We start from the raw sequence: 19,062 nt of genomic DNA on the forward strand, positions 1-19,062 counted from the left end.
GTTAATCCCGATGCGGTCTTTTCAAAAAAAGGAGAACCCCCATGGAACCGCTCGCCATCGATCAGGTCCGGCTCAACTTCAATCCGCAGGGGCTCATGGCGATCAACGCGGCCATCGGCCTGATGATGCTGGGTGTTTCACTGGATTTGAAACTCGATGATTTCAAGCGTATCCTGGTGTCTCCCAAAGCCCCCGGCATCGGCTTGCTGGCCCAGTTCATTCTGCTGCCGGCATTTACTTTCCTGTTGACCCTGATTTTAAAACCCCACCCCTCCATGGCTCTGGGAATGATACTGGTGGCCGCCTGCCCGGGTGGCAATTTGTCCAACATCATGACCTATCTGGCCAAGGGCAACTGCGCGGTATCCATAAGCATGACGGCCATTTCCACCATTGCGGCGATTTTCATGACTCCGCTGAACCTTTCCATCTGGGGCAGCCTCAACCCGGCCACCGCGGAAATTTTACGCAAAGTCAGCCTCAGTCCCGTGGACGTTTTTGTTACCGTATTCGTCATCCTCGGCATCCCGCTGATCCTCGGGCAGATCCTGGCCCGGTTTTTCCCCACCCTGGCCGACCGCGTGCGCCGCCCCTTCAAGATATTCTCCCTGATATTTTTCATCCTGATTATCGGTGGCGCATTGGCGGCCAACTGGAAAAACTTTCTCAGCTATGTGGGCATCGTCATGTTTGCAGTCTTTGTCCACAATGCCCTGGCCTTGAACCTGGGGTACTGGTCCGGGCGATTGGCCGGACTTGAGGAGCGGGATGCCCGCGCCACCTGCCTCGAGGTCGGCATTCAGAATTCGGCGCTGGGATTGGTGCTGGTTTTCAATTTCTTCGACGGTCTGGGCGGCATGGCCATTCTCGTGGCCTGGTGGGGGGTGTGGCACATCATTGCCGGCCTGACCACGGCGTTTATTTTCACCCGCCGGCAGTTGCCTGCCGGAGAAGCGACGTATGATGCCGCGTGCCGCCTGTGATCAATTTCATCGACTCATCGGCGGTTCTTTTTATAAGGAGATAAGTGTGGCCAGACGGAATTTCTCCGATAAAGTCGTTGTGGTGACCGGAGCGGCCAGCGGAATCGGCCTGGCCGTAGCCCGGCGCTTTGCCAGAGCCGGCGCGGCCTGCGCCCTGCTGGATATGGATGAAGTCCGCCTGGAAGGATGCGAACGGCAGTTCCGGGATGAAGGCCACCGGGTCATGGGCCTTCGTTGTGACGTTACCCGGCGGGCTGATTGCGAAGCGTCGGTTCAGGCGGTCATCGACGGCTTCGGCGGCATCGATGTGCTGTTCAACAACGCCGGCATTACCCAGCGCAGCGCCTTCGTGGAAACCCGCATCGAGGTGTACGAACGGGTCATGGCGGTCAATTTTTTCGGCGCCCTTTACTGCACCAAGGCAGCTATCCACAGCCTGATCCAACGGCGCGGCCTGATCATCTCCAATGAAAGTATCGCCGGCCTGGCGCCGCTGCTGGGGCGCACCGGTTATGCAGCCAGCAAACACGCCATGCACGGTCTGTTTACCTCTCTACGCAGTGAAGTCCGGGACCAGGGCGTTCATGTCATGGTGGTCTGTCCAGGCTTTGTCAGGACCCATCTTCAGGATCGTGCCCTGGGTGGAGATGGGACCGTCACCCGTCACCCTCAATCGCGGATCGGCAGGCAGGATACGCCGGAGCATGCTGCCGAGGCCATTTTTCGCGGGGCTGAGAAAGAAAAAGACCTGCTGGTGCTCACCGGCATGGGAAAAATCGCCTACTGGATCAGCCGGATGGCGCCGGCCTTTTACGAGCGGCAAATGGCCAGGCAGTTCAAGGTGGAACTGGAGCGTTGAAATCCGTGAAAGAACGATACGAATTGATTTACGGATTCCTGCATCAATGAGATTGGGATAATAGCTATTTCCAAGATGGCGTCTAATCGCGATCAGGATAGAAATGGGACTCAAAGAGAGAAGGGAACGGGAAAAAGAAGCGCGCAAGCGGCAGATCCTGGCGGCTGCCAGGAAACTGTTGTTTAAAAAAGGAATTCAATCCACCAGTATCAACCAGATTGCCCGGACGGCCGAACTGGGCGTCGGAACGATCTATTTCTACTACCAGAGCAAAGAGGAAATATTTTACTCGCTTCAGGAGGAAGGCCTGGATATCTTCTTCCGCGAAATCGATGCCATCGGCCGGGCCAAGACGACACCCGACGAGAAACTCCGTGAGACCGGCCGGGCTTACCTGCGTTTCAGCAGCGAGCACAAGGACTATTTCGATATCATCAACTACTTTCTGGCCACGCCGACGGTGATTCTCGGAAGCGAACTGAAACAGCAGATCGACCGTAAAGGCAGCCATATCCTCGAGCTGATTGGCGGGTTTATTCGTAAAGGTGTTTCCGACGGACTGTTCAGGCCGGTTGATTCAAAAAAATACGCTGTCATGTTCTGGGGGGCCCTGCATGGGCTGACCCAGTTCAAAAAGCTGGAGGACACGGTTCTGGAGGGAGAAAATCATCAGCACATTTTTAACTACGCAGTCGACCAATTGATTGACGGACTGAAGCGCCCAAAGTAACCATAAAAATGGGAAAGCAGAAAATGGCACCCCGTGAGGCGCTGGCGCAAACCCTGATGGCCGCGGGCATGAAAACCGGGTTCGGTATCGTTTGTCCTGCATGTAGGGATGCACGGGTTCTTTTCCCGCCGCCCGCATCCGGTTCATCCCCGAAGCTTTCCGGAATCTATAAACCCATAGCGGTGCAATCGCCTCGGACGAACCCTTGACAGCGGGAATTATTCGGGCTAATCATTTGTGCGCATTTACCCATTAAATGCTCCATCAACCAACAGGTCCACCGAAGGGGAAAAGGGGGAAAGATGAGCGAGACGATAACCGTCAAGGCCGTTGACCGGGTTGAAATTCTAACCCTGCAGGACAATATTATCGACATGGTCGCACAGGACAACAGCGCAGTGGTTCAACGGGCCATGCCGCTAGTGGGACTGGAGGTGAAAAAAAGCATCCTGGCCGAGCACGGTTTTTCCTCGCTGATTACGGTCACCGTCGGTGACACTTCCCGGAGCATGCTTTTCGACTTCGGTTTTTCCGAACATGGGGCGGCGTTTAACGCCGATGCCCTTGGTGCGGATCTGACCCGGGTCGAGGAGATGGCCCTGTCTCACGGTCATCTGGATCACGTGGGCGGGATCAGCGCATTGGTCGAAAAAACAGGCAAGAAGGATATCCCGTTGGTGCTGCACCCGAAGGCCTTTCGAAATCCACGGTTTTTGAAAATTTCCGATGAATTCAAAATATATTTCCCCGCCTTTACGCGGAGCAAGGCTGCGGCCGCCGGCGCGGCGGTGGTCGATACCGACAAACCCTATGCCATGCTCGATCATGCAGCGGCGTTTTTGGGTGAGATTCCCCGGATCACGGATTTTGAGCAGGGGGCTCCCAATCTGTTCTGTGAGATCGACGGGGAAGAACAACCGGATCCCTTTGATGATGATTCGGCAATCATTTTTAACGTTCGGGACAAAGGTCTGGTGGTGGTTTCCGGCTGCGCCCATTCGGGAATCGTGAATACGGTTGCCCATGCCCGAAAAATTTCCGGTATCCAAAAGGTGATGGCCATTATGGGTGGTTTTCACTTGGCCGGTCTTGATGAGGAAAAAGTTGTCAAACCGACCATCGACGCATTAAAGGCCTTCAACCCGACCTATATCATTCCTACCCACTGCACCGGCAGGATGGCCGTGCAGCGCATCGAAAAAGAGATGCCATCCAGTTTTCTTCTTAACATGTCCGGTACCCGGCTGACTTTCAGCGCCTAATCGCCGTCTCGTGGTAAACTGACATACGAATACAGGAAAAAGCGGATCGTGTACTGGACAGTGTGTCTTGCACCTGACCGCTTTTTCATTGTATCCTGAGAAAGATCCATTTAAATTCGACGGTGCGTGTCGTTGACCGGACAATCGGCAGGGTAAATGTTCTGAGGTGCATCTTCCACACCATTCAAAGGATTAACATTGTGAGAAACCTGAAATTGGCAATTGTTTTGGTGGTTCTCCTTACTCCGGCTTTACTGCATGCCGCCTTCGAGGTCGAAGGCATCCTCAAGGCGGACATCGGTTCTCCCATTCTGGATGTAACCACCAACCCGACCGAGGACATGGTCTTTATCCTGACCCCGGGAGCGGTGCTGATCTATTCGACAGATGACCAAGTCGTTTTGGACAGCATTCCGGTTGAAAAACAATTCGACCGTATCGCCTATCAGGACTCCGACCGGCTGGTTTTGACCGCCGCCAAACCGTCCCGTATCAGCATCATCCATTTCAGCCGCATTTACGACATCGATCTGTCCGGCAGGGCGGTTAAGGGCCCACGGGATGCGAAAGTCACCCTAGTGGTATTTGACGACTATCAGTGACCGTACTGTGCTCGTTTAGAGCAGTTTATCCAGCAGGTGCTGGAGCAATTCCCCAACGACGTCAATTATGTGATCAAACACTTTCCGCTTTCCAGCCATCAATTTTCCCATGCAAGTGCCATGGCGGCCCTGGCCGCGGGAACTCAGGGAAAATTCTGGGAGTTCCACAGTCAATTGCTTGAGAATCACGATCAGATCAATGAAGAGAAAATTCTGGAAATCGCCGGGGGGATGGGGTTGAATATGGATCGGTTCAATCAGGACCGTCAATCCGCATCCAATCGCCAATTGATTCAAAAAGATGTTGAAAACGGTCGAAAAATAGGCGTTCGGGGAACCCCGTCGGTGTTTTTGAATGGAAAACGAGTTAGCAACCCGGGGAAACTCCCCGAGTTGATCATGCGGGAACTTGGCAAATGAAAAATGAATTATTAAAATTTCTGTTTCTGGCGGTGGCAATATCGATGATATCGACATCGTGCACCCACAAACCCTATCATCCGACCAAAAGCGAACGGGAGTGGGCCATTGACCATGAAGCCTGTGAAGTGTGGGTCAGAGAGGGCATTCGTGACGAGCCCGACACCTATGACAATTTTGACGAGATGCGGCTGATCCACCAATGCATGAAAGACAAAGGCTGGCAGTGGGAGCGCACCGATCTTTTTAATTTTAAGAAAGCACCGGCGGAGTAAAATTCCGGTTGGCTAAAGTGTCCTGAACGGAACTTGAGTTGACAGTGGTCAGAAACCTTCTGGATGTGTCAACGACAGTTATGCAGCATTTATTTTTTCCAGATTCTTTTCTTTATATCGCTGCTTGCCTTCAATGAATGTTTCCATTGGCGTACGACCTTTGCAGCGTTTTCCCTGATGGGTTCGTTTTGTATTATACTCGTCCATATACTCATCCAGGTCGATCTGTAAAGTCTCAAGATCACGATACAGCTTCTTTCGAAATGCCACACGGTAGAACTCATTCAGCACGGTTTGGTGGAAACGCTCGCAAATACCATTGGTTTGAGGGCTTCTGACCTTAGTTTTGGTATGGTCGATTTCGTTGAGTTGCAGGAACAACTCGTAAGGGTGTTTATCCAGGCTGCCACAAAACTCGGTTCCCCGATCCGTCAATACCCGCACAATACAGGGACATTGTGTTCCTCAAAGAAAGGCAACACACGGTCATTGAGCGTATCGGCAGCGGTGACGGGGATCTTGGCCGTATACAGCTTGGCAAAGGCCACCGACGAATAGGTATCGACCACCGTTTGCTGATAGATCCGGCCGACACCTTTCAGATACCCGACATAAAAGGTATCCTGGCTGATCAGATAACCCGAATGTTGGGTTTCGATTTCATCCGGGTGAGATTCCCGACTGCGCTTGGCTGTTTCCAAGGCCGTCAATTGGGCCTCGGTGTAAACAATGCCTTCTTTGGCTGCCCGCTCTTCAAGCGATGCCAGACGTTTTTTGAAAGTTTCCAGATCGTGCCGAATCCAGATGCTTCGAACACCGCCGGATGACACCAGAATGCCCTCTTTACGCAGTTCATTGGCAGCTCGTGCCTGACCATAAGCCGGATATTCAAATGCCATTTTGATCACGGCCGCTTCAATTTCAGGAGCAACCCGATTTTTGATACACGGCTTGCGCCGGCTTTTATCCTTGAGGCCTTCAAGGCCGTGCTCTTCATACGCTTTTTTAATGTCGTAGAAATGTTGGCGGGAAACGCCGTTGATGCGGCAGGCCTGGGAAACATTCTTGAGGTATTCGGCCAGTTCCAGTATGCTGAGTTTAGCTCTTGCGATTTTGTCTTGGGTGGTCATGATGTGCCTCCTGTTTTAGATTGTTTGGCGACAATCCAGAAGGTATCTGACCACCCATTTTTTAGCAAGGTGTCAAGTCAAGTCCGTCCTCATACAGCTAAAGCCCAAGGGTCTCGAAACCGTTGTTGTCGCAGGAGCCCAATAAAGCCTTGCGGCTTCACCTTTCCCGCTGCGGCTCTGAAATGATCCTACTTTTCACCGCTTGAGTTTATTCAGCAAATCTGATTCGATGTCCCGGCGGTTCGTTTTAAAAGCCTGTCCATTACTTTAAGATAGCCAGGGGCGCACTGCAGGTAAAAGGAAAGTCCCTTTGAAAAGTTTATCCCCACCACGCCATCGATAAACATCTGACTTATTTCCCGCTCTCGTTTTAAAATTGCCTGACATCCTGATAAAATTCGTTTTTCCTCGTCGGAAAGGGTTTTGGACAGGTACTTGAGTGCGGTTCGCGCCCGCGGCTGATACATCCAGAAGTAGAGCAGGTCCAAGGCCCCGATGACGATGAGTTTTTCAAGATCTCTGGTGTCGGCATTGGTATCTGTGCGGTCTTTTCCGATGGTTTCAAGTGTTTCCCACACATTGAGTTCGGGCAACAGGGCCTCCAGGCGACCATAGGTGTCAAAAAGCTGGGACAGGGTGTCTGCATAGTCCTGAAAACGGGTCTGAATATTGGTGAAGCGGTCGGCCGCACCCTCGATAACCCCGGCCACGGTGTCCGAGGCTCCTTTTGAGATCACGGCGGCCCATTTTTGCAGGTGGCCGTCAATACCCGCCACTCCGATTATTCCCAACAGGGTGCCGATGAACATGTTTAGGCTGATGGCGATGGGAATGGAGAGGATGCTGCGGAAAAAGTTCCCATACACAGCCCCCTTGGGCAGCCCGCGGAACAGGTTGTGGCTGGACAGATAAATGCCGTTGGCCACGGCCATGACCGTGTAGAGGGCAATCGGGTTAGTCGCCGTTGTAATGCCCATGAACCGATCCAGCAGAAGGGTTTTTACCAGATAGTCCAAGAGCGGCACGGAGAATCCGGTAAAGAGCAGCGAATCGGATATTCTTACCCAACTGACATAATCGTTCCAATGCAGCAGCGGTGAACGACTGATGCCGCCGCCGCCCAGAACCGATTGGACGATGTTTCTCACCCCCGTGATGCCGAACCAGATGAACGCCCCGAGGTAGGCCAGCACCCACCACGAGTTCGTCAGATAAAAAGAAAGAAAGGCCGGTATGAAGCCCATGATTATTTTCAGCCCGTTTCTGACCGTACTGTTCAGGTAGAAGGGTGTCACGCGGGGCTTGGGGGAGGTGGCCGGGCTGCATTCCAGCCGCAGGCCGTTATCCGACCGGTCGGCAATGCCTCCCAGGGTGACGATGTTCCCCTCCGGTTCCATGCGGGTGAGGTGGGTCTGGACGAGCCAGTCGACCAGGCGGATTTTGCCGAGGACCCTGAGCATGGGCAGATGTTGAAGCAGGCGCTGGTGAAGTCCTTGGGATCCCTTGGGACTTTCATAGGGGATATAGGTGACCCGCTTATAAACCGGTATTCTGAAGGGAATCACGCTGCGGATGGCCCGGTTCGGCGGTTCCGACGGTTCCGATGGTTCGCCGACCGAACAGGGTATCTCTCTCGGCGCCACATGCTGGCGGTGCCTGCAAAGCCGGCGGGCTCTGGGGGGCAGCGTATCCAGAATGGCCAGCCCCATGCCGTACATGCGTGATGAGTGGCCGGTCGAGTCACTGCCGATTCTCGGCTTGAGATGCATGGAGGTATACATGGCCGTGAAGGCCGAGATATCGTGAAGGATGATGCCTAATTTTTCGATTCGTTCCGTCTTGCCGGGAAAGGGTTTAGCGGTGGCCAGCCGTCCGATGATTCTCCGGATGACTCGCTTCAGATTGATGGCATTGCCCTCGTTGAGCGCCAGTTGCAGTTCGCTGATCTCCTCAATGTAGCAGGTCTTGCCGGTTGTATAATCCTTGAGATTAAAGATTTCCAGCCGGCTGATGAGGCCTTCACAGTCGTAGAGGATTTCCACCACGTCTTCGGGAAGCAGATCCGTCAGGTTCAAGGTGACCCGATAACCGGTGCGCATGCCCGTAACCCGGTCCAGCAGCTGCCGAGGCGTCAGGTGGAGCAATTCCGGAGTGTCCGGGTCGTCGTGGACCTGGTTGGGGTCGGGGATGTCCGGATGGGCCGCCGGCCGCAGAAACTGACGTACAATGGTTTCCGAATCCAGGTCGTTCATTCGTTCCACCAGTGATATCATTTCCGCTTTGTGGGCTTCATCGGTGCTTTCACAGATCGTCCGCAGGGCATCCACCTTGCGCTTCATCAGGGGAAGCAGTTGGTGATGGATGTATTTGGCCAGGTGAAGAATGGACGGCTGGCCGGGCCGAACGAATACCAGGAAGCCACCGGCATCCAGCGGGGGCATGTCCAACCCCATGGCGGCGTTGATGGCGGGCCGGTTTACCCGGTTGAAGGCGTCGAGAATCTTTAGCACATAGCGCTGCCGGTAGTGGGTGACTTCGCGACCCTGGTCCATTAACTGCCTGACCGGTTGTTCGGCTAGGAAACAGAGGAACGACTGGGCATCGGAAAAGCCCCGGGGGACCCAGATCAGCTGGATATATTTGTCCCGGAAGCGGGCTGAGAATTCGATGCCGATGCGGATTTCGACCCCCATGATCTGGGCGGCTTCGATCAGTTCGGCGGCTGATGGGGGATCGATGAAGTTGTAGTAGATCACTCGCAGCCGCCGGATGCCCTTAATCCAGGCATCCATGATCAAGTGGGAGGCCGATTTGCGACCCTTGGTGTTGATATCGTGCACATGATCGTCGAAGGAGAGCTGATTCCAGGCTTCAGGCATCTCCAGCAGGTGGTATCGCCGCAGCATTTTTCTGACGATGCTGGGCTTCCCGCTGGCCACTCGCCGGAAATCATGGGCCAGCTTGAGCTGTTCGGTTTCGCTGCCATGGGCCCGTACCAGATCTTTCATGATCGACAGAAGCACCCGGGCGGCGTTTTTGGGCATGGTGCCGGCCGAGGCATGCAATACCTCGTCACGCAGGGAGCGCAGGGCGTTGAGACGGTCCTCCAGGTCCCCGGCCTCCAATGACTCGAGGAGGTGGATGACGGCGTAAGCGATGCGAAGTCCCCGGGTTTCGGCCAGTTCCTTGATGCCGTGGGGATGAAACCAGGGAAACAGGCCTTTCTTGCCAATGATGTCAGGGGTGGATCTGCTCAGCACACCATTGACGATCTTCAGAAGATCACGGTCGCGCTTGTCGAAGAATAGGCTCAACGGTCCTCCAAAGGTCGGATGAACAGGTGCTTCGTTTTAACAGGGTGGCCAAAAACTGTTGCGGTTGGCCGTTCAGCGTTAAAAATTGACCTAACATGGGCATTTATCACCCATAAAATTCGCTTTGTCGCTTGATATTGCATAGTCCGGCCTGCCTATGACTTTTTTCAACACGCGGTTATTTGGCGATGGCCCATTCCCTTCATCCCTGTCGCGGAAACGGGGAAAGCCTTTTTTCCCAACAGGAAACTGTAATCATTCAGGTTTAGCAGGAGGAAATTGAGCCAGAATTTTTTCCACCAGCAGGTTGATGTCCTTGTTGGTTTTCTTCGGATCATCGTATTCCCGGAACGGCTGGGTTCCGGTGCCCCGCCAGAGGAGGCTTTGCGATGCCGCGTCGACAAAATCGATGGTCAGGGCGCCCTCATCATATGCTCGGACGCTGTTGCCGGTGCCGATGGCAATGCCGCCATGGCTGCCAAAGCTGCCAATGCCGAATCCGATGCCGCCGCCGTCCGATCCGATTTTTTGGCGCAGCACATATTGATAGCGGACCAGGAATGTCGGGGAGCCGTCAACAAATTTGCGGAAGCCCTTTTCATTCAGCAGGCGGTCCACCGCCGCTCGAATGCGGGTATCCCGCAAGGGATTGTCGACGCGAAGCTCACCGGTTTTTTCCTGGGTCTCGGCAGCCCAGCGGTACGTCTTCATAGACGCAAAGTCGGTGGTCGGATCATAGTCCTGATTGACCTTTATTCCCGAGCATCCACTGATAACAAGGGCTGCCGCAAAAACCGCGAACCATATTCTTATCATCTTTAAGACCTCCACTGATAATTTTTCTGAAAATGGGAGATGACTCCACGCTACTGCCTGTTATCCCCCGGGCAGGCGCTGAGAATTCAGTCAAAGCAACTCTATCTGCCCATCATAATTAGCATATTCGTAAAATAAGTCAAAACAAGACCGCTTTTGGCGATAAAAAGTCATGAACGGTGGTGGCCGATCTTGTCGACCACTTGTCGATCGCAGTTGGCCGGGAGGAGAAACTCGGGGGTCGGTGTGATTGTTGAGGGGGCTCCCTGAACGGGTAATCATCCAGGTAGACCCGACCCGGCCGAGTTCCCACCGGGTCGGCGGGGAATGCCGTGAACATGGCGTCTTTCATCGGGATCCTTTGGATTTGGATCCGTTTCACGGAGTGGTTCAGGGAAAATAATGTCCGATCATTTCCGGGCTTCTCCACCAGTTATCGGTCTGCGTGGTCAGTTCTTTAATCTGTTTTTCAACATCCCGGCGCAGGCTTTCGAAATCGTCGGGATTTAGTCGTCGAGGAACGAAGATGGGCTTACCGAAACGGACAAACACCCGGGAGAAGGGTTTGGGTACCATGAAGCGGTCCCAGCTGTTGAAGACCCAGCGCCGCTCGGCAGAAGTGATGACCGGCAGGATAGGGGCGCCGGAGAACTGGGCGATGGTGAGCAGACCGGGTTTGATCACCCCGAACGGTCCCTGCGGCCCGTCGACGATGTGGCCCACCCGATATCCCTGGCGAGTCAGCGAGCGGAGTTCTTTCAGCGCACGGGTACCCCCCTTGGATGACGATCCCCGGACCGACCGCCATCCCAGAATGTCCACCACTCGGGAGATCATCTCGCCATCGCGGCTCTGGCTGATTATGATGGCGATGGGTTTTCGAGTGGCAAAGAAGGTGATGCCCGGGAAAAACCGTTGGTGCCAGGATGCGTAGACCACGGCACCGTTGTTTTCGAGGGCACGCTGTTCGTTTTCCGTATCCACCAGCCGGTACCGGTAGGTTCGGGAAATGATCTTGACCAGCAGCAACCCCGCTCGCGGAAAGAGCTGCCGGTAACAAAAATCCTTGATGGTATCTTTAATTTTCATGGAGTTTGCGTTCTAAGCAAAGGATGAGCAATTGGCAGGCCAGGAGGGATTCGAACCCCCAACACCCGGATTTGGAGTCCGGTGCTCTACCAATTCGAGCTACTGGCCTGCAGCGTGATCGGAGGCATTTTCTATACAACAGAAAATGGAAAAAGTCTGCCTAAAAATAAATTGGAGATTGCAGGTTCACCAAATTCTTTCGATCTGACACCGGGGTTGAAACCGGCAGGGTGTAAGAAACGTCATGAGGTTGCATGGGATTCCGTGCCGGCGATCGTGAATTCTAATTCAAAACAAGCCGAAGACTTTCAAGCACCTTATTAAATGCAGGTAACTCTTTATCAAAATAATATCTCTGAGTCGCGGTATAGCGTAAATTGAAGAACCGGTCGGGTAAAATGACGCCGTAATAAATGGTTTTTATTTCGACTCCGGATGGATCCTGATAGGTGTATGTCAACCTGAAGCCGTCATGACCACCGACCATCGCCGGTTCGCTGGCCAGCAGGCGGAATTGCCGGATCAGCGGATCGGAGAGCATATTGTCGGTGATTAACCGAGCGGCTTCATAGGGCAGCATGCCGGGGTTCAATTTTTGTTTGGTATGCCGAAACTCTTGCACCATGGGTCTTGATTGAATGAGGATGTACTCCAGATAGGGCCCATCCTTGGATAGCATCTCCGACTCCTGGGTGCTCAGATGCATCCATTCTTCAGGTGGCGTGATGGACCATTGAGGCCCGCTGAGCCGATTCGGAGCTGTATTCCACGGTCCGGCACAGGCGGTCAGCATCAATGTCAGCACAGTACAGACGATTATTACGGGTCTGTTAACGATTAATTCCGGCATTGACGCAGATATCCTTTTATAAATTCTCTTGCATTGTCCTGGGGAGCCAGGCGGAGAAACGCTTCGAAATAGGGTTTAGCCGTCTGAAATCGGCCGGCTTTAAAATAAAGTTCACCAAGAGCCCGATGGGCCAACGGGAATTCAGGATCGATTTTTAGGGACTTAATATACGATTCAATGCACTGATTTTTACCATCGCCATTGTTTCGTCGGCGCAGGATTTCCCCTTGAAGATAATATGCGCGGGCATCCTCCGGTTTCAATACCAGAAATTTGGAAATACTTCGATCCGCCTGATTCAAGTCACCGCAAGTGAGCGCGGACTGCGCATTGGCAATCAAGGCCGGCGCAATGCGGTTAAGGAAAAAATAATGGTCGCCATCGGTTGCCGACGTACAGGGAAAGCTATCCCGGGCTTGGCCGATAAGTGTCTTCATGGTTTTTATGCGGTTTTCCAGTTGTCCCACGGCTTCGGAGGCCCCCTGATCCTGAAGGCTCTTCAACAGGTTGGACATGAGGGACAGTACTTCTGTTTCGCAATAGCCGGCGGCTTTTAGCATTACCAACCCTTCATCGTCGGCCTGATATTCTGCAGCATCGATTTTTTGTTTCATGGCCAGTCCGCCAGCCGCCTGGCTCTGATTGGCGTAAGATAACCCGGTACTACGGATGGACGTGTGAAAATGATCGTAAAGCACGGCGGTGTGCTGGCGAACATAATGAACTATCTCGTGGGCGAGGATCATGGCCAGCTGGTCTTCGTTTTCTATCTGGTTGAGGATTCCGGTGGAAAGAAATAAATATCCATTAGGATACGCATAGGCCTCCATCCGCGTATCCATGACGACTTTAATTGTCGGTTCGTTTAAATCGGTGGATACCTGTTTCCAGAGGCGTTCGGCCACTGTTTGCAGATAACTCGACAAAGACGCCTCGTGCAGGACGATGCCGCGCTGTTCAAGCATCGCCTGTTCCTGGGCGGCGAGCTGCCACAAGCGAGGTGTGGGGTTGGAAGCAGCCACTGCATTCAAGGCGTAAAGCGGCGCAGCCCATGCCAGCATCAAAATCATCCATGCCACCACATACCGGTGAGGTGTCATGAACCCTGCTCCCATAAGTCGGCCAATGTGGCTTCCACCAGTGCTTTCATCCCTTCCGAGGTTTGAAGGTTGAATTTTTGGTGGTCACCCTGCAGGCTGTACCAGATAATATGACCTTCCGGTTCGACAACGGCGATGCTGAGCCAGTTTTTAGAAGGCTGGCCGGAAGCGGTTTGATGTCCCAGGGCCAGAACCAGGCCGTCCGCCCTGTTGGCCTTCAGGATGTCGGCCACCGATCCCAGATCGTATTCAAAGGCGCTTAATTTGGCCGGAAATAGTTGAGGGCCGAACGTGTGCAGCTGGATGGAACGGTTCACGGATCTGAAAAGAGAAGTAACACTTATAATTTCAGTTAATTGCATCATCTGTGGATCGGCTGCTTGTACCGTAAAATGACGCTCCTGCAGTTCGCGGACGATGGCCTGTTGCGCGTTGCATTGCGCTTCCTGGCTCTGGATATCCTGAAAGATCCGGCTGCCGTCGGGCATTTGTTCAAACATGCCGATTTCGGGAACCAATACCAGCATTGCGTCCATGGATTGCCGATAGCTTGGAAACTGGGGGTGAAACCGCTCCGAGGGATAGGTGCAGGCGGATAGAATAAGGCCGATCAGAATAGCCATCAGGACGGATCGGCCGAAAATCGTCATTTTCTTAAGGTTTTGCATCGGCGGTTCGCGATTTCACTCCTTGAATCAGGACATGGTTACTATGGAAAATGCAAGTTTCAGACCAACGAAAAAAAAATTAATAGTTTGTATATTCGGTATGTTAAATGATTTGAGCAGGAAGGTCGAAATCGACTTTGCCATTTCTGGGCATTTGCGGTGACAAAAAAATGTCAATCTTGACATTTTATTGCAACTACCTATTATTTGGGGATTAGGGGAGTCCTGTTGTTCAATAAAATTTGAACCCAAAAGGAGGATGAGGGCATGAAAAAAATGATTGTTTTGATTTTTATGGTTCTTTTCTTGGTGAGTTGCGGGCAATCATCTTTGATGAGCAGGTCAGAATTTTTGCAGCACGACACCATGTACAAAAACTGGGATCACATGAAATTCAGCTGGTTCGGTCCAGATAAGGCAGCAAGCCAAGATCTGGAGAAATCTATCGATCAGCAATGGTGGGGAATCGAAGTGCCCTACGTTCCCGGTCAGTAGGTGCTGTCGATGTCGTGATTGGGTGCGTTCTCGGTTTATACGGATTTAAGCCGGTAGAGGTTTCGTTCAAGCCTCTACCGGCTTTTTTATGGGGCATGAACATCTACCTTGGCCGTTTTGTCTATAATCGTCCAATGTTAACGCAAGGGTTCGAAATTCCCTGCATTCTATGTTAACCGTCTAATTTTAAATATTTTTCCACCCATCAAAAGGGCCTGGCATCAGGCCGAAAAATCATAAGGGAGCAAGGCTATCATGCGTGATGACAGGATGAATCGGTTCGTGGTCGTTTTGCTGGTCGTATTCATTTCGGCCGTATTTCTCTCGATGATCCGATCCTTTCTGATGGCTATCTTTCTGGCCGGCATTTTTTCGGCACTTTCCCGTCCCATATACCATTGGCTCGAAAAAAGACTTAGAGGACGGCGCAGCCTGGCATCGATTTTGACGCTGCTGCTGATCATTATTGTGGTGGTACTTCCCTTGGGGGTGCTCACGGGGGTGGTAACCGGCCAGGCCATCAAGGTCAGCCAGACCGCCGTGCCCTGGGTAAAAAACCAGCTCAGCCAGCCGGGCGCCGTATCCGAGTTTCTGGAGACCCTTCCGTACTACGATAAGATCGCCCCCCACAGCGAACTGATCCTGCGCAAGGCCGGTGAGACGGTCGGCCACATCAGCCAGTTCCTGATTAACAATCTCTCCTCGGCGACCATGGGTGCGGTCAACTTTCTGTTTATGGTTTTCGTATGGCTTTACACCATGTACTTCTTCTTGATGGACGGGGATAAACTGCTTGAAAAAATACTCTATTACCTGCCGCTTCAAGACCATGACGAGCAGCAGATGCTGGATCGCTTCACATCGGTAACGCGTGCCACGCTGAAGGGGACGGCGGTTATCGGCATCCTCCAGGGGGGATTGGCCGGGGTGGCCTTCTGGGCGGTGGGCATCCCCAGTGCGACGTTCTGGGGCGTGATTATGGTGGTTTTGTCCATTATCCCCAGTGTGGGAACTGCCATCGTCTGGGTGCCGGTGGCCCTCATCCTGGGATTTGGCGGCGCCGTCGGCAAGGCGATCGGTCTGTTTGCGTTCTGCGGGCTCGTGGTCGGCAGCCTGGATAACCTGCTCAGGCCTATCCTGGTGGGCAAGGATACGCAGATGCACGAACTGATGATCTTTTTCGGCACCATGGGGGGCATTTTCATGTTCGGCATGGTGGGGGTGATCATCGGTCCCATCATTGCCGCGCTTTTTGTGACCATCTGGGAAATTTACGGGCAGGCATTCCAGGATGTTCTACCGGACACCGGGTATGTGTTAAGGAAGAAACAGGTGCAGGCTGAATCGGACGGCCTTGGCGGTGAGTGAATGAAAGGGCATTGGGGAAGATTAAAAGAGTCTCCGTTCGTGGCGGGGATTTTGGCAATATAATTTTCTATCCACGCCAAGTGGCCATTCCGGTGAGACATGGAATTAAGTGAATGACATCCCGTTGTTTCCCGGATAACGCTGACTCCAGACGCTGTGCCCGGTTTTCGCCGGAATGGCCACTTGGGCTTTTCAGGTGTCGGTTTAATCGCTGAGCATTACTTTATCAGGGACTTCAGCTTCTTCAGCCGCCTGCCCGTTTCAGCGAGAATCGTCTCGGATCGTGAAAAATGGAGCCGGATCAGATGGTTGACCGGTTCGTGGAAAAAACTGGAGCCGGGCACGGCAGCTACACCTACCTCCTTGGCCATCCAACGGCAGAATTCGTTATCGTCGGTCACGCCGAATTCGGAGCAGTCCACCATTACGTAGTAAGCCCCCTGGGGTTTGGTATAGGAGAGGCCGGCCGCGTCCAGATAGCCCAGGAACAGGTCCCTTTTTCGAGTATAGTCCGCCGTCAACTGCTCATAGTAGCTCAAGGGAAGTTCCAGTGCGGTGACTGCGGCTTCCTGCAGGGGCGCTGCAGCCCCCACGGTAAGAAAGTCATGCACCTTGCGGGCACCGGCGATGACCGATTCCGGTCCAATGACATAGCCCAACCGCCACCCGGTCATGTTGTAAGTCTTGGACAGGGAACTGCAGGAGATGGTCCGGTCGAACATTTCCGGCAGCGACGCTATATAGTGGTGACGGTAGGGGCGGTAAACGATATGTTCATAGACTTCGTCGGTGATGACAAAGGCGTCGAATTCCTTGGCAAGGTCGGCGATGATTTCAAGTTCCTCCAAGGAGAAGACTTTTCCGGACGGATTGGCCGGATTGCACAAAACGATGGCCTTGGGCTTTTGCATGAAGGCGGCGCGGAGTTCATTCAGATCGAAGTTGAAATCCGGGGGGTGCAGGGGAACGTAAATGGGCCGGGCGCCGCTGAGGATCGTGTCTGCACCGTAGTTTTCATAATAGGGAGAAAAGATAATGACCTTCTCTCCGGGATTGCAGGCGGTCATCATGGCACTCATCATGGCTTCGGTGCTTCCGCAGGTCACCACCACGTGGACGTCGGGATCCAGATCGAGACCCATCCAGTGGTGCTGTTTTTTCACCAGGGCTTGTCTGAAACGCGGCGCCCCCCAGGTAACAGCATACTGGTGGGGACCTTCCGCCATAGCCTTTTTCCCCGCGGCCAAAACCTCTGGCGGCGGGTCGGCATCCGGAAAACCCTGGGAAAGGTTGATGGCGCCGTATTGATCGGCGACCCGGGTCATCTCGCGAATGACCGACTCGGTGAATAAGCTCAGGCGGTCTGCAGTGTTGGGCATGGTTTCTCCTTAATATGGCTAAAATTGTCGGTGAACGATACCACCGTCGAACAGGGTCATGTCGACTTTCATCCAGGGCATCCGCGATGGCGGCGACGTCAACATGTTCTCACTGAGTACTGCCAGATCTGCTTTTTTGCCGGGTGCGATCACGCCAAGATATCGGGCTTGATGGACAGCAGCCGGGGTGGCGGTATAGGCCTGAATGGCTTCGGCCACCGATATGCGATTCTGCGGATGCCAGCCGTTCTCCGGCGTGCCGTTGGCCCGCTGGCGCGTCACCGCCGCATGAATGCCCACCAGCGGATCGGGGTCGCACACCGGGCAGTCCGAGCTGAACATGACCGGCGTACCGGTGTCCATCAACCGCCGAAAGGCATAGGTCCACTGGCCCTTTTCCCCTACCGCCGAGTCGATGAGGTTGATATCCAAAACCATGTTGGCCGGTGTCACGCACAGCGCCAGGTGAAGGTTGCGCAGCCGGTCGGCATCCTCGGGACGGATCATCTGCACATGTTCGATGCGATGGGGGATGACAGGTCGTGATTGACCGGTCCGGATGCGGCGGGATTCGAGGGCTTCAAAAAGAGTGACCAGTTCACGGTTGGCCCGATCGCCCACCGCATGAACCATCACCGACAGGCCGGCCTCGTCCGCCCGGTGGATGTCTTCAGCCAACGCGTCCATCTCCATCAGCGGCATGCCGCAGCCTGCATCCAGAAAAGGGTCGATCATCCAGGCGGTGCGCGCTCCCATACCGCCGTCGGAAAAAAATTTGACATGACCGACCCGCAGCCGGTCGTTGCCGAACCCGGTGCGCAGTCCCAGGCCGATAATGTCGTCCAGCCGGTCTCCCGGCAGAGTGACCCATGATCGAAGCTTCAGGCGACCGTCCCGATCCAGCTTCTGGAATGCCTGAAACGCACGGGCGCCGTCCTTGTCCGCCATCAATCGAACGTCGTGAATGCCGGTGATCCCCCGGCGATGCAAGGCGCTGGTGGCATCTGCAAAAGCTTCTACGATCTGATCGTCATTCGGTGGTGCAATGGCCTGACGTACGAGGTTGATGGCCAATTCCCTCAGGATTCCGGTAGGCTCTCCGGTGTAGTCGCGCTCGATTCTGCCTTCCGGCGGATCCGGGGTGCCGGCGTCGATTCCAGCCAGTTTCAGGGCGGCGGAGTTGGCCGCGGCCAGGTGAAGGTCGCAGCGCCACAGCAGCACCGGGTGGGCAGGGGCCGCCCTGTCCAATGCTTCGCGGTCAGGCATGCGCGGTTCGGTCCAGTCGGTCTCGTTCCACCCCTGGCCCATGATCCACTGGCCCGGCGGGCGGTTTCCGCCGGCCTGACCAACGCGGGTCAGCAGCTCTTCGAAGCCTGTGAGATCATCCAGCTTTACTCCCTGACGCTGGAGGGCCCATTCATAGAAGTGGATATGCGTATCGATAAATCCCGGTACCACCAGGCGACCGTTTACATCGATTTTCTCGGTGCCTGCGCCGGCCAGGTGCAATATGTCATCGTTTTTGCCGACGGCCAGGATGCCTTCTTGTCCGATGGCCACGGCCTGGGCGAAAGGATTTTCTGAATCCTGGGTGGCAATGGCCGCGTTAAAGAGGATGATTCTGGGCCTTGATGAATTCATGATAGGCGTTTCTCCGGAAAAAGGGTAATAAAGGGTTTCAGGATTAGAGGATTCAAGGGCTCAAGGGGGTGAAAAGTGATT

Annotated in this window: 16 protein-coding genes, 1 tRNA gene and 2 pseudogenes; 9 read left to right on the plus strand and 10 right to left on the minus strand. The window is 53.9% G+C overall.

All coding sequences use genetic code 11. The features are described from left to right. Positions 1–41: 41 nt before the first annotated feature. The 7 genes and pseudogenes from ACHZBS_RS21260 (at position 42) to ACHZBS_RS21290 (ending at position 5,131) form a co-directional block, all read left to right on the plus strand. Entirely contained in the window at positions 42–983 is a 942-nt protein-coding gene (locus ACHZBS_RS21260; protein ID WP_319408513.1) for a bile acid:sodium symporter family protein, read from the plus strand. A gap of 46 nt (positions 984–1,029) precedes the next feature. Next, entirely contained in the window at positions 1,030–1,842 is an 813-nt protein-coding gene (locus tag ACHZBS_RS21265; RefSeq protein ID WP_319408514.1) for an SDR family oxidoreductase, read from the plus strand. A gap of 103 nt (positions 1,843–1,945) precedes the next feature. Continuing rightward, positions 1,946–2,572: a TetR/AcrR family transcriptional regulator gene (locus ACHZBS_RS21270; RefSeq protein WP_319408515.1), complete on the plus strand. Its 627-nt coding sequence runs from the start codon at positions 1,946–1,948 to the stop codon at positions 2,570–2,572. Between the two features lie 302 nt (positions 2,573–2,874). After that, positions 2,875–3,834, plus strand: a complete 960-nt coding sequence (locus tag ACHZBS_RS21275) for an MBL fold metallo-hydrolase (RefSeq protein WP_319408516.1) — start codon at positions 2,875–2,877, stop codon at positions 3,832–3,834. 200 nt (positions 3,835–4,034) lie between these two features. Continuing rightward, a complete protein-coding gene (locus tag ACHZBS_RS21280) occupies positions 4,035–4,436 on the plus strand; it encodes a hypothetical protein (RefSeq protein ID WP_319408517.1) in 402 nt (133 codons plus the stop codon). A 12-nt stretch (positions 4,437–4,448) separates the two neighbouring features. Beyond that, positions 4,449–4,856: pseudogene (locus ACHZBS_RS21285) on the plus strand (DsbA family protein); the annotation flags it as partial. Next, positions 4,853–5,131, plus strand: a complete 279-nt coding sequence (locus ACHZBS_RS21290) for a hypothetical protein (RefSeq protein ID WP_319408518.1) — start codon at positions 4,853–4,855, stop codon at positions 5,129–5,131. The pseudogene ACHZBS_RS21285 and the gene ACHZBS_RS21290, both read left to right, overlap by 4 nt. A gap of 78 nt (positions 5,132–5,209) precedes the next feature. On the opposite strand, the pseudogene ACHZBS_RS21295 reads toward ACHZBS_RS21290, so the two are convergent. From ACHZBS_RS21295 to ACHZBS_RS21330, 8 genes and pseudogenes are all read right to left on the minus strand, one after another. Next, a pseudogene (locus ACHZBS_RS21295) lies at positions 5,210–6,261 on the minus strand (IS481 family transposase). Positions 6,262–6,473: 212 nt separating this feature from the next. Then, on the minus strand, positions 6,474–9,575 hold the full coding sequence (locus tag ACHZBS_RS21300) for a hypothetical protein (protein WP_319408519.1): 3,102 nt from the start codon (positions 9,573–9,575) through the stop codon (positions 6,474–6,476). 255 nt (positions 9,576–9,830) lie between these two features. Continuing rightward, on the minus strand, positions 9,831–10,391 hold the full coding sequence (locus ACHZBS_RS21305) for a DUF4136 domain-containing protein (protein ID WP_319408520.1): 561 nt from the start codon (positions 10,389–10,391) through the stop codon (positions 9,831–9,833). A 390-nt stretch (positions 10,392–10,781) separates the two neighbouring features. Next, a complete protein-coding gene (locus ACHZBS_RS21310) occupies positions 10,782–11,480 on the minus strand; it encodes a lysophospholipid acyltransferase family protein (RefSeq protein ID WP_319408521.1) in 699 nt (232 codons plus the stop codon). Positions 11,481–11,512: 32 nt separating this feature from the next. Then, positions 11,513–11,589 (minus strand) — tRNA-Trp (locus tag ACHZBS_RS21315). Positions 11,590–11,763: 174 nt separating this feature from the next. After that, a complete protein-coding gene (locus tag ACHZBS_RS21320) occupies positions 11,764–12,330 on the minus strand; it encodes a hypothetical protein (RefSeq protein ID WP_319408522.1) in 567 nt (188 codons plus the stop codon). After that, positions 12,318–13,430: a M48 family metalloprotease gene (locus ACHZBS_RS21325; RefSeq protein ID WP_319408523.1), complete on the minus strand. Its 1,113-nt coding sequence runs from the start codon at positions 13,428–13,430 to the stop codon at positions 12,318–12,320. Before ACHZBS_RS21325 ends, ACHZBS_RS21320 begins: the two co-directional genes overlap by 13 nt. Beyond that, the gene (locus ACHZBS_RS21330; protein ID WP_319408524.1) at positions 13,427–14,098 is read right to left on the minus strand and encodes a hypothetical protein; all 672 of its coding nucleotides are present in this window, start codon (positions 14,096–14,098) and stop codon (positions 13,427–13,429) included. The genes ACHZBS_RS21325 and ACHZBS_RS21330 overlap by 4 nt, the downstream gene beginning before the upstream one ends. A gap of 267 nt (positions 14,099–14,365) precedes the next feature. Between ACHZBS_RS21330 and ACHZBS_RS21335 the strand changes: the two genes are divergently transcribed. Next, positions 14,366–14,593, plus strand: coding sequence for a hypothetical protein (locus tag ACHZBS_RS21335; RefSeq protein WP_319408525.1), 228 nt, complete (start codon positions 14,366–14,368; stop codon positions 14,591–14,593). Between the two features lie 255 nt (positions 14,594–14,848). After that, positions 14,849–15,961: an AI-2E family transporter gene (locus ACHZBS_RS21340; RefSeq protein ID WP_319408526.1), complete on the plus strand. Its 1,113-nt coding sequence runs from the start codon at positions 14,849–14,851 to the stop codon at positions 15,959–15,961. Positions 15,962–16,179: 218 nt separating this feature from the next. Here ACHZBS_RS21340 and ACHZBS_RS21345 read toward each other — a convergent pair whose 3' ends face one another. Both ACHZBS_RS21345 and ACHZBS_RS21350 read right to left on the minus strand, forming a co-directional pair. Further along, positions 16,180–17,340 carry an aminotransferase class I/II-fold pyridoxal phosphate-dependent enzyme gene (locus ACHZBS_RS21345; RefSeq protein ID WP_319408527.1) on the minus strand — a complete coding sequence of 387 codons (1,161 nt, stop codon included), beginning with the start codon at positions 17,338–17,340 and terminating at the stop codon, positions 16,180–16,182. A gap of 18 nt (positions 17,341–17,358) precedes the next feature. Next, on the minus strand, positions 17,359–18,981 hold the full coding sequence (locus ACHZBS_RS21350) for an amidohydrolase (protein ID WP_319408528.1): 1,623 nt from the start codon (positions 18,979–18,981) through the stop codon (positions 17,359–17,361). Positions 18,982–19,062: the final 81 nt, after the last annotated feature.

The organism is uncultured Desulfosarcina sp. (assembly GCF_963664155.2).
Lineage (GTDB): Bacteria > Desulfobacterota > Desulfobacteria > Desulfobacterales > Desulfosarcinaceae > Desulfosarcina.

Coding starts and splice junctions, on each gene's coding strand:
- ACHZBS_RS21260 (WP_319408513.1), top strand. CDS start 42: ATGGAACCGCTCGCCATCGATCAGGTCCGGCTCAACTTCAATCCGCAG.
- ACHZBS_RS21270 (WP_319408515.1), top strand. CDS start 1,946: ATGGGACTCAAAGAGAGAAGGGAACGGGAAAAAGAAGCGCGCAAGCGG.
- ACHZBS_RS21275 (WP_319408516.1), top strand. CDS start 2,875: ATGAGCGAGACGATAACCGTCAAGGCCGTTGACCGGGTTGAAATTCTA.
- ACHZBS_RS21290 (WP_319408518.1), top strand. CDS start 4,853: ATGAAAAATGAATTATTAAAATTTCTGTTTCTGGCGGTGGCAATATCG.
- ACHZBS_RS21305 (WP_319408520.1), bottom strand. CDS start 10,391: ATGATAAGAATATGGTTCGCGGTTTTTGCGGCAGCCCTTGTTATCAGT.
- ACHZBS_RS21310 (WP_319408521.1), bottom strand. CDS start 11,480: ATGAAAATTAAAGATACCATCAAGGATTTTTGTTACCGGCAGCTCTTT.
- ACHZBS_RS21320 (WP_319408522.1), bottom strand. CDS start 12,330: ATGCCGGAATTAATCGTTAACAGACCCGTAATAATCGTCTGTACTGTG.
- ACHZBS_RS21325 (WP_319408523.1), bottom strand. CDS start 13,430: ATGACACCTCACCGGTATGTGGTGGCATGGATGATTTTGATGCTGGCA.
- ACHZBS_RS21330 (WP_319408524.1), bottom strand. CDS start 14,098: ATGCAAAACCTTAAGAAAATGACGATTTTCGGCCGATCCGTCCTGATG.
- ACHZBS_RS21335 (WP_319408525.1), top strand. CDS start 14,366: ATGAAAAAAATGATTGTTTTGATTTTTATGGTTCTTTTCTTGGTGAGT.
- ACHZBS_RS21340 (WP_319408526.1), top strand. CDS start 14,849: ATGCGTGATGACAGGATGAATCGGTTCGTGGTCGTTTTGCTGGTCGTA.
- ACHZBS_RS21345 (WP_319408527.1), bottom strand. CDS start 17,340: ATGCCCAACACTGCAGACCGCCTGAGCTTATTCACCGAGTCGGTCATT.
- ACHZBS_RS21350 (WP_319408528.1), bottom strand. CDS start 18,981: ATGAATTCATCAAGGCCCAGAATCATCCTCTTTAACGCGGCCATTGCC.